Source organism: Faecalicatena contorta (genome assembly GCF_021531995.1).
Taxonomy (GTDB): domain Bacteria; phylum Bacillota; class Clostridia; order Lachnospirales; family Lachnospiraceae; genus Dorea_A; species Dorea_A contorta_A.
In genome coordinates this window covers 1-10,617 of sequence record NZ_JAFBIZ010000106.1, presented here as the reverse complement: position 1 = coordinate 10,617, position 10,617 = coordinate 1, and the positions used below count along the sequence as shown (strand labels likewise).

General features: G+C 47.9%; 10 protein-coding genes and 1 other RNA gene. 1 reads left to right on the top strand and 10 read right to left on the bottom strand.

Annotated elements, in window-relative coordinates; translation table 11 throughout:
- Positions 1-116 precede the first annotated feature (116 nt).
- Positions 117-379, top strand: an RNA gene (gene ffs / locus JQM82_RS12480) — signal recognition particle sRNA large type.
- Between the two features lie 152 nt (positions 380-531).
- On the opposite strand, the gene JQM82_RS12475 is transcribed toward ffs, so the two are convergent.
- The 10 genes from JQM82_RS12475 to JQM82_RS12430 all read right to left on the bottom strand — a co-directional run bounded on the left by JQM82_RS12475 (position 532) and on the right by JQM82_RS12430 (position 10,567).
- A complete protein-coding gene (locus tag JQM82_RS12475) occupies positions 532-1,470 on the bottom strand; it encodes an LCP family protein (RefSeq protein ID WP_235250676.1) in 939 nt (312 codons plus the stop codon).
- Between the two features lie 41 nt (positions 1,471-1,511).
- On the bottom strand, positions 1,512-3,071 hold the full coding sequence (locus tag JQM82_RS12470) for a polysaccharide biosynthesis tyrosine autokinase (RefSeq protein WP_235250675.1): 1,560 nt from the start codon (positions 3,069-3,071) through the stop codon (positions 1,512-1,514).
- Between the two features lie 5 nt (positions 3,072-3,076).
- Positions 3,077-4,540, bottom strand: a complete 1,464-nt coding sequence (locus JQM82_RS12465) for a polysaccharide biosynthesis tyrosine autokinase (RefSeq protein WP_235250674.1) — start codon at positions 4,538-4,540, stop codon at positions 3,077-3,079.
- Positions 4,527-5,441 carry an immunoglobulin-like domain-containing protein gene (locus JQM82_RS12460; protein WP_235250673.1) on the bottom strand — a complete coding sequence of 305 codons (915 nt, stop codon included), beginning with the start codon at positions 5,439-5,441 and terminating at the stop codon, positions 4,527-4,529. The genes JQM82_RS12465 and JQM82_RS12460 overlap by 14 nt, the downstream gene beginning before the upstream one ends.
- A gap of 58 nt (positions 5,442-5,499) precedes the next feature.
- Positions 5,500-6,255, bottom strand: a complete 756-nt coding sequence (locus JQM82_RS12455; RefSeq protein ID WP_235250671.1) for a tyrosine-protein phosphatase — start codon at positions 6,253-6,255, stop codon at positions 5,500-5,502.
- Positions 6,256-6,410: 155 nt separating this feature from the next.
- Complete coding sequence (locus tag JQM82_RS12450; protein ID WP_235250670.1) at positions 6,411-8,207, bottom strand: ABC transporter ATP-binding protein; 1,797 nt, start codon at positions 8,205-8,207, stop codon at positions 6,411-6,413.
- A 63-nt stretch (positions 8,208-8,270) separates the two neighbouring features.
- Positions 8,271-9,443 (bottom strand): radical SAM protein, encoded by a 1,173-nt coding sequence (locus JQM82_RS12445; protein WP_235250669.1) that lies wholly within the window; start codon positions 9,441-9,443, stop codon positions 8,271-8,273.
- A gap of 205 nt (positions 9,444-9,648) precedes the next feature.
- Positions 9,649-9,810 (bottom strand): hypothetical protein, encoded by a 162-nt coding sequence (locus JQM82_RS12440; RefSeq protein ID WP_235250668.1) that lies wholly within the window; start codon positions 9,808-9,810, stop codon positions 9,649-9,651.
- Positions 9,811-9,823: 13 nt separating this feature from the next.
- The gene (locus tag JQM82_RS12435; protein ID WP_235250667.1) at positions 9,824-10,228 is read right to left on the bottom strand and encodes a hypothetical protein; all 405 of its coding nucleotides are present in this window, start codon (positions 10,226-10,228) and stop codon (positions 9,824-9,826) included.
- Positions 10,229-10,246: 18 nt separating this feature from the next.
- A complete protein-coding gene (locus tag JQM82_RS12430) occupies positions 10,247-10,567 on the bottom strand; it encodes a PqqD family protein (protein ID WP_235250666.1) in 321 nt (106 codons plus the stop codon).
- Positions 10,568-10,617: the final 50 nt, after the last annotated feature.

Genomic DNA, 10,617 nt, shown 5'->3' with positions numbered 1-10,617 from the left:
ATGGGGGACAGGGGATTTTCAATTTGGGACGGAGGATTTTTAAAAATCCTCCGTCCCAAATTGAAAATCCCCTGTCCCCCATTGACATTTTTCCAAAAAAACGTTACAATATAGTCTCGTGCAGCCGGGGTGTTAGCGGTACCTTGTACCTGCAATCCGCTATAGCAGGGGTGATATTGCGCGGAGGGCATTTGTTTGCAGAGCTGCCCTTGATAAGTGGCGCTGAGGCTTGGGTCTTACGCGACGGAAATCCGTGAACCGTGTCAGGTCGGGAACGAAGCAGCACTAAGCGGAAGCTTCCGGGTGCCGTAAGGGTGCCTGGGCTGAGTTAACTGTCAAGGTAACGTCTGTGAATCTTCGTTCGAAGCGCAATGCACGAAAAAAAGATTATAATATGTGAATGCGCATAATATTAGAGCTGTTGTTCAGGCAGTATCACCTGCCCACACAACAGCTCTTTTTTCTCCCATTCTCATTCCCTGCTTCCATTCCCTACAGATCAGGAATTCCATCAGTAATCGCCGACTATGGCTAATACAGCAGATCTTCTATCATCTTTTTATTTGCTTCCACGTCTATTTCCAGTACATCCATTCCTTCGTATACGATCGGCGTATAAGTACCCTCCTGTGGCGCACACGCCTGCTGCATCTTCAGATCTTCTGTCGACAGTACTTCTTTCGCCATATCGTAGATCTCTGTGACGCTCATATTCGTTTCAACCTGTGTCACACAGTAATTGATCAGAGGAAGCAGCGCGGATATATCTTTCTCCGACATGATCTTACGGTAGATTCCGTACATTACGCTTCTCTGTCGCCTTGTTCTTTCAAAATCGCTTCCAAGTGTTCTGTTTCTTGCATGTGCAAGTGCCTGTGATCCTGTAAGCGTCACATCTCCGGCAACGATATCCGGCATGCCATTCTTGCGATAGTATTCTGCCTCTTCTTCGGAAATATATACTTCTACGCCTCCGATCTCATCGATCACGTTGACCAGATTATCAAAACTGATCGTCACATAGTTCTGAATGTCAAGGCCGTAGGTCTGGTTCAGCGTGTTGATCGTAAGTCCGACTCCTCCATATGCATAGGTATGTCCCAGTCTGCTCCTGCCATAACCGTCGATATCAACAAGCGTATCACGCATGAAAGAAATAACCGTTGACTTATTCTGCTTTTTGTTAAATGACACCAGCATCATACTGTCTGAACGTCCCTTGTCAGAATTCGGATCTCTGGAATCTGTACCAACCAGCAGGACGTTGAATACATCCTTGTCTTTTTGATCTTCCTCAGCAATCTTTACTTTTTCCGCTTTCGGATCCACCTCGTCCTTGGATACGATCCCTACCGTGTCTTTATAAAACATCCACACAATAGAACCATAGATCCCAACGACCAGCAGCACGACTGCCAGTATGATGATTCCGACAATCTTCCGTTTTTTATGCTTTCGAAAAAATTTCATTTTCCAGATGCCTCCTGTCTCCTCTATCTCTTCTATCTCTTCTATTCTTTTATGACTCGTCCATATCGATCCGTAGATCCCTTCTCCTCCGATGTGCCGCGTGCATATGTTCCATATCGGCTGTAAGATCCGTAACGGCTGTATGCACCGTATCTGCCGCTATAGCCACCGTACCTTCCATTGTAGCCTCCATAGCCGTATCCATACCCCCGGCCCTTCGAAGACGCATCATTGTTGAACACATATCCAAGAACATGGATTCCACTCATAGAAAGCGCCTGTACTCCCTCCAGAATCTGGCGCATCTTCGTATAATCATAACGCACCACATAAAGTGCGGCATCCACATACCTTGCAAGCAGCGGAGCATCCGCCAGAAGCTCTGACGGCGCGGTATCCAGCACTACAATGTCACACTGCTTTTTCAGTGTATCAATCACAGCTTTCATTTCCCGGGTTCCAAGAAGACTTGCATCCTTTCCGTTCGGCTCCCCGCCATACATCACCAGAAGACTTCCTTTTCCGTGTACACTTCCCTCCGGAAGCTGAACAGTCGTCAGTGCTTCTTTGATCGTCACCTGCTTCCGGATGACCTGTCCCAGCCCCGGATGCACTTCCTGCTCATTCATCACTCCTGCGACCGAAGGATTTCTCGTATCACAGTCCACAAGAACCACCCGTTTCCCCTGCTGCGCCATCGAGATCGCAAGATTCGCCGCAAGCGTCGTCTTTCCTTCGCCCGGAATCGAACTGGTAACCAGAAGTGTATGACTTCCTTCCTCTTCCAGCGCCTTCACAACCCGGATGCGAAGCCTGCGGATCGCCTCAAGATAGCCCTGTGAGATTCGTTCATTCATCAGGCTGACGGAATTATGAAATGTCTCTGTCTTTCTTTTTTTCATCCGAACATACGGAACACTTCCCAGATCCGTCAGATTCAGATTCTTCTTCAGCTCTTTCTTTGACTTTACCGTCCTTCGCGAGAATACATAGATCAGCAGTATAACACATCCGATGATCGCACCTTTGAGCGCGCCCCGCTTATAGGACCCGCGAATCACCTCCACGCGTTCTGTATCTGTCGGAATACCCGTTTCATCCAGAATCGTAAGTGTCGTCTCTCCCAGTACGAACTCTGCAATCTGCGGGTAATTTTCAATCACGGACATCAGTGTCTCATATGCCATCTGCGGATCATTGCAGGACACGGAGATCGTCAGAAGATTCATTCCTTCCTCCGCTTCTACATGAATCGTTCCCGGCATGGATTCCATTCCCATATCTTCCGCAACCACGTCTTTGAGCACGCCACTGGTAAGAATATACGGAAATACTTCCGCCATCTGCTGTGCAGATTCCACATTGACATACTCCGCTCCATTTCCGGTAGTCACGGATACCGTTGCCGCTGCCACATAATTAGACTGATAATTCGAACTGACGGAAAAGTACGACTGCACCGCACACACCACTGCCAGTACAAGAATCAGCCACCACAACTTTTTAATCCCGTGAAAGACATCAATCATAATATTCGTAAGATCTATCTTCTCAGGCATCTTATTTTGTTCGTTTTCCGATCTGCTTCTATACTCGTCCATATGCCCTACTTTCCTTCGTTCTCATTTTTACTCACTCTGTTATAGTTACTGTAACGTCCATACCTGCTGTACTTTCCATAGCGGGTTCCTGTAACCGGACTTTCCGCCAGACTCTCGAACGTCTGCACACCATTCAATACCACTCCGAGTACCTTCGTATGATTATCCCGGAAGTCATCCATCACTTCATTGATATCCTCCGCATACATATAATTCTGTCTGGCAACGATCATTACCGCATCTGCATTCCTGGCAAATATCTGGGCATCCCCGATCATTCCCGCCGGAGGTGTATCGATGATCACATAATCCACAAACTTGCGGCACGCTGTCAAAAGCTTACCAAGACGCTCCGTATTCAACATCTCCGTAGACGTGGAATAGCAGTTCTTGCCTCCCATAAAAAGCATATGCTTCCGGTTACACTGAAGCATGACATTCCCAAGCTGTCCATTGCCTTTGAGATATTCACCCATCTCATTTTTCTCTTCCAGATCCATTCCCAGAATCAGGAACTGAGACGGACGGCGGATATCTCCGTCAATCAGCAGAACCTTCTTGGACTGGGCTGCAAACGTAATCGCAAGGTTTGCAGCCACCGTAGACTTTCCTTCATTCTCAGACACACTGGTTACGACCAGGACCTTCCGGTCTTCTTTGGCCATCTGATATTCTACCTTTGCGGCAAGCTTTCGATAACTTTCCACAAAACGGAAACTGGCCACCGGGTTATCTACCAGAATAGCCTCTTTTTTATGCTGAACAGCCTCTTTTATCGTCTTATATTTCCACTCATAGCTGATCGCGCCAAGGCTTCTGGCATCCAGCTTACGCTCAATCTCTTTTTCCTGCTTCACCGTATTGCTCATGTAGGAAAGCATTCCAAGAAGAAGGATTACGATCAGCGCACCTCCCAGAAATCCTTTCTTTGCATCGCCCGTGGCATCCAGCGGATGATCAGGCGCATAGGGGATCACCGGATCCTCCAGCACATCCATCACCGCATTTCCCACGGTATATAAAGACACACTGCTGTAATTGTCCATGACCGTGCGGATAATATCAATGGAATCCTTCGGCGTATCTGCCGTCACTGACAGAACCAGCATGTTGGTTCCTTCCAGAACCTTCGCATTAATCTCTGCATTCAGTTCGTCGACCTTCATCTTCTCACAGATCGTCTTCTCCATGATGTTACTTTTTAATATTTTCTGAAATGTCTTCGCCATCGTATTGGCAGATGACAGATTACTGTATGCATTGGAATCGCCCCTGGACGCAACCACAAATGTTGCCTGTGTCGTATATTCCGGCACATATTTTACGCTCACCACAACATAGGTCAGCATAGCTCCGGCGAGCGCTCCGAGTAAGATCACCCACCAGTTTACCAGGATATCGTGCAGCAATGTAAATGGTTCGATCTCGGATTCCATAAATTCAGACATTTCATTCCTACTGTTCTCCATCCTGTTCTCCTTCCTGTTCTCCTTCTACCACAACATACATTCTGGTCACAGCCGTCGGTGCCCCCTCTGCCGTATAAGACAGATCGATACTGTACACACCGGGAGTTGCATAGTCCACATTGGGTGTTACCGCAATTCCCTCCATCGTTCCGGCAAGTCTCTCACCATCCTGCTCATATGTGTACCCCGTGCCGTTTATCTCCATCCCGATCACATATGCCATCGGGTCAATCGCCTGATTCACTGAGGTATACACGATGTAAGATGACAGCATCGGATACCACTTGGCCTGTTCCTGACGATCCCCGGATTCTGTGATCACAACTTCCAGAGGAACCGAGCATACATCCCCGGCACTGTTGCTTACCTGTGCAGTAATCATATAAGTCCCTGCCTGCACATAATAAAAGCTGCTGTCTACACTCGTCCGGATCTGACTCGTCAGATCTCCGTCGAGACAGTCCGAAGCAGTCATATTCTCTATAAGATTAACCTTATCTGCTTCTGTCGTTGAGTACCGAAGCGGCGCAGCCAGGTAGATCCTCGGCGGCACATAATCCGTATATTCTACGGTTCGCTCCAGTGTCCCCACCTGATTCGCTTTATCAAATACCACGTACGTCACCGTTCTTTTTCCTTTGGATAAAAAATGTGACATGGACGAAATGCGAATAGAAGAGGTCAGATCCCCATCCCGGTTATCCTTCGCCGTTACTCCCTGCATCAGCGCTTCCTGCTGTACTTCCTTTTCATCTGCAACACTGATCGACACCGTATCTTCCTCACAGGTAATCACCGGCGGGGTATGATCTTCCAGCATTCGCGACTTTACATTATATACAACAAATGCCACACAGGAAAGCACAAATACCAGACTTACTATCCACTTTAGTCTTCTCATGACAAATCTCCTTCATAAATATATACTAACATTCAGGGCCTCTTCACAGGCCGATATACTACCGCCCGGAAAACGGGATCGGCTCCAGCTTCAGGATCGGCTTATTTGCACAGATTCTCGCAGGATTCTCATGAAACAGCACATCCAGATGTTTTTGGGAATATTCCACACCCAGTTCCGCATAAGCATCCCGCATATAGGTCGTCCTCTGAAATGGACTATGCGCATCACTCGCCACCACGGACACCAGATTGTGATGCAGCAGCCTGTGTGACGCAATCTGTGCGCCTTCTCCGAATCTTCCGAGGAGACTTCCCTTATTCACCTGGATCACATACCCCTGCTTGCGCCATCTCCAGGCCCTCTGCGGATCATCCTGTATAAATTCATACCGTTCCGCATGTGCAATCACGGGCTTTGCGCCCACATGCGCTACACGCTCCAGCAGATCATCCGCATAATCCGGATCCTCGTCAAACGAAAACTCTATCAAAATATAGCGGCTCTGATTCAGCGGCATGATCTTACCGTCCACGATCAGATCCGGAAGATCTTCTGTCGCATACGCCTCCATCCCCGGCAGGACCTGAATCTTCAGATTCTCCTCTCTGGCTGCACGAACCACACTCTGGTACCGTTCGATATATTCCTGCCCGAAATAATTATCGAACAGTCCCGGAAGATTACAGTGCGGAGTCGCAACGATCGCCTCCACGCCACTGTCCTCAGACATTCGGAGCATTTCCATTGTATCATACATATCTTCCGCACCATCATCATATCCCGGAAGAATATGCGCATGTATATCTATCATTGTATCATCCTTTATCTTCTGAAATGTTATAAAATCATGCATATTATATCACAATAGATTTTAAAATGCACCCGCTATCACAAAAATCGCCGTGTCCCTCATTACAGTTCATATCCATAAAGAAAGATACAACGATTCCATTCCCTGTCCGACAGTTAAAAATCCATTGCCATCCTGCTGGCCATCTCTTCATCCAGTTCCGTCACTTTTGTCTCCATAACACGATATACCCTCTGACACAGGTTCAGCACACTTGGTCTGTGTGTTGTCACAATACAGGTTTTATTCGGCTTCTGCTGTACAATATTGCGAAGCACCTGCCGTTCTGTCGTCACATCCAGCGCAGACGTCGCCTCGTCCAGAAGCAGAACAGGTGCATCCCGGAGCACCGCCCTTGCAATGGCGATCCGCTGGGCCTGTCCTTCCGAGAATCCCCGGCCGCGTTCCCCGATCCTGCTGTTGATCGTATCCGGCATCTTCTCCACAAAGTCCCACGCACAGGCGATCTTCAACGCCTCCACGATCTCCTCATCCGTTGCATCTTCCTTCACCATCCGCATATTCTCTGCAATGGTTCCTGATAAAATGGTATTGCCCTGCGGGACATAGGCAAACAGATGCCGCGTCTCTGCATTCAGCACAACTTCCTTTCCATCAGAAGCAACAATCAGCGCACTTCCCGCCTCCGGACGAATCAGTCCGAGGATCAGACGGATCATCGTAGTCTTTCCTTCACCGGATGGTCCCACCAGCGCCACGATCTCTCCCGGACACGCCCGGAACTGTGACTGATGGATGACCCTCGTCCCTTCTGTATAAGAGAACTCCACATCCTTCATCCGGATCTCGAATCCGTCCCCCGCAAGCTCATCCAGCTCGGAACTCTCCGGAATGTGCACTTCCTTCGGAAGTTCCACCAGCTCCCGGATCCGGTGCGCCGACACCGAACTGTTCAAAAATGACGGTATGATCGATACCACATTGTTAAATGCGCTCGAGAGCTTACTTCTCTGCTGCAAAAACAATGTCATCGTTCCATACGTGATATCATGCGTCCATAGCCGGAACAGACAGTATCCGAACGCCAGAAACTGCACCATCGTTCCCATGATCGACAGCACAATATTCGTCTTAATGGTAAATAAATTATATTTCAGGCTGATGTCTTTGAACCTTCCCTGCCACCAGCGCATCTTCTTACTGTAATGTGGGGCAATTCCAAATGACTTAATCGTATCAAAGTTGTAAAATGTCTCCACCTCAAATGTCATCAGATTACTGCTCATCTCACGGACCTTTTTGCTGTAATCCCGCTGTTTCTTAATCATAAAACGGGACATCAGAAGCATAAAAGGCGCACTTCCCAGCGCGATCACTGCCATGATCCAGTCATAATGCATGATCACAAAAAAAGTCGCGATAAAATTATAGACCGCAATAATAATCGACGGAAGCCAGCTGATGGCATTGCCGCTGACCGTACTGATATCCCCATTGAAACGGTTCAATATATCTCCATTACTGTATTGATTGATTTCCAGCCAGTCCGCGTCCACGATCTTATCAAAGATATCCGCCTGGATGTCATTGTTGATGTCAATGGAGAGCCTGGTTGAGATCCGGCTGATCACACTGTCAAAGACCAGACTGAATACCGTACTTCCTACCATGATGGCGATCAGAAACGGAAGTTTCTCCATCTTATACCCCGTAATGATATCAATCAGATACTTGCTCGCCACGCTGCTTACCAGCCCAAGCGACGTGCTCAGAATTCCAAGCACCACGTAAAATGCAATGGCACCCTTATATCTGGCACTGTAGCTAAAGATCCATTTCCAGTCATCAATAATCTCCGAAAATGTTCCGTCTTTCCATCTTCCGATCAGGATATCCAGAGATTCAAACCCCAGATTCCTTCCATTTCCATTGTCCTGCTTCTGCTCTTCCATATACAACCCTTCATGCTCATAATAATATGCATATTATAACATGTCCGCCACATTTTTGTGTATTTATTTCAAAGTGCTTTCTTCCTGGTACTGATTCCGGGTATGCGATACCGATTCCGTATCGTCCACCGACTCCAGACACCGTATCGTTTCCCGGGTATACCGGCACAGATATTCCGGCACCGCATCATATGCCCCGCACTCTGCTTTCGCACTCGCCGCACAGGTATTGCATATCTTTCGAAGCTTACACGCACTGCACGCGGCACTGGTCCGTATCCTCGAAGTACCCTGTACTACCTGTTCCCAGGCTTTGGAGAATCCTGTCTCTGCCACCGGGACACTCGGTTCATCCAACACGACACAGGCTCGCATCTCCCCCTGCCAGTTAATGGTATACGAACTCTTTCCGGCACGGCAGGTCATCTCCCCCGGAACCGGATCCCCTTCCGGGGTATGTCCGGCAAGCTCCAGAGTCTTCTCCCGGTACTTCGCAAACAGCTCTTCGCCCATCTCTCTTCTTAAGACCTCCACTTTGGCCCGTCCTGCCTCCTCCGGACTCATCCGCGCCTGCAAGTTATACGGACAGCTCCTTTCCCGCACTGACGGGTACATATACGTATCGATCCGCACCGGAACGTCCAGTTCTTCTCCCCGTGCAATGATCTCCATCCGGTCATTCATATTGCCCTTTGCAAGGCTTCCGTTGATCTTCACATCCACGCCCCGTTCCCTCAGAAGTCGGATCCCGCGCATGGTTCTTTCATATCCTTCCGGGAAATGGCACAGATTACGATACGTCTCTTCACTCGCTCCATACAGTGTGATATTGATTCTTCGGGGCCGGTTTTCCCTGAAAAAATCTGCCCACTCCTCATCTATGAGCGTTCCATTTGTATTGATCGTCACGATCATCCCCAGTCGGCGAAGTTCCTGATACAGGGTACGAAACTCCGGGTAGAGGAGCGGCTCTCCGCCTGTCAGCAACACGAACAGCGTACCTGCTTTCACCATCTGACGCGCGATATCAAGCCATTCATCCAGAGTACGAAGCCGCCCCTTTGCTTCCATCTCCTCCCGGCTCATCCTGACATAACACATGTCACAATTCATGTTGCAGAGCGGAAGAAGCTCCAGGATGCCGTAAAGGGGGATCTTATTCTTTTCAGCATGTGCAAATAAAGCACGCTCAACTGAGGTGCTGTCTTCCAGAATGTCCATGTGTACTCCTTTCATACGTCCATCGTACGGTGTGGGGATGGATGGGTGGGGTGTACAAGTGACGCAGAACTCATCCGTCCCATCGCAAACACGTCGGTTTCTTGTTTTTCTGCGCCGCCTTTTGATTGCTTTGTCCGCGAACTCGTGCTCTCGCACTCAGACAACGCTCCCAAAGCAATCGCTCTGCTCGAAAAACTGCAAAAGCCTTCCTTACGTTTGCTCAAGGAACGGATGAGTTCTGCTGGCACTCGTATACCACCACATCCTGTCCATCATCATACAGTACGAATTGCCCAAACCTTCCATATGATATAAAAGAAGCTGTTGTAATAGGTTCCTGCCAGAAGGCATCTGCCTGATTTACAACAGCTTTCTTATTCATTTTACAGTTCTGTTTATGACTTTGCAGTCTCCCATGAATCCATGTTAAGATTTTCAGTACAGTGTGTATTATTACCCCTTGGTCCTCTCCATACAATTACCGGAGTCACTGTATCCTCTTCAAACCAGCCTCCATCTACTACATAATATCCGTTCAGGAACGAATCTGTACTTTCTGCCTCATGTGTGGTTCCACATGCATGATATCCGCTTAAATAAGTATCTGCACGATACCCCCAACCTCCAGTTTTCTGCAAACCTTCCTTTCCATTGGACTCCAGGTACACGCTTCCAGGTACTCCTCCGCCTGCATCACATGTAAATTTATATACTACGCCGCTTTCTCCACATGCTGCAACATACTCATTTGCAACAAACTTCTCAACATTCATCATTGGTTTTCTGTAACTTCTTGCCATGATTGTCATCCTCCCTTATCATTCTTTTAAAATAAATATTACCTGACTCTTAATACCTATATCTAGGAACTCGCATATGTCTTCAGTGATATCCTGTCCTTCTGTATCGAATTCTTCAGCTACTGCATCCACCAGTGCTTTGATTGTCTTCGGGCTTTCCAGCTCGTTCCAAAGAAATGCACCGACTTCATCCAATTGTATCACTCCATTGAATTCCGGAAGTTCTTCTCCCGTTTTTTCCTGGTAAACCCCTCCGGTATCTACAGGAACCAACATGAACTCGCCAGCAATTTCCCGGACAAGGAAGCCTTTTCTAGCCACAAAACGTTGTTCCATCATATATTTATCTCCCCTGTACAAATGGTATTATAAAAGAATCTACATTATAG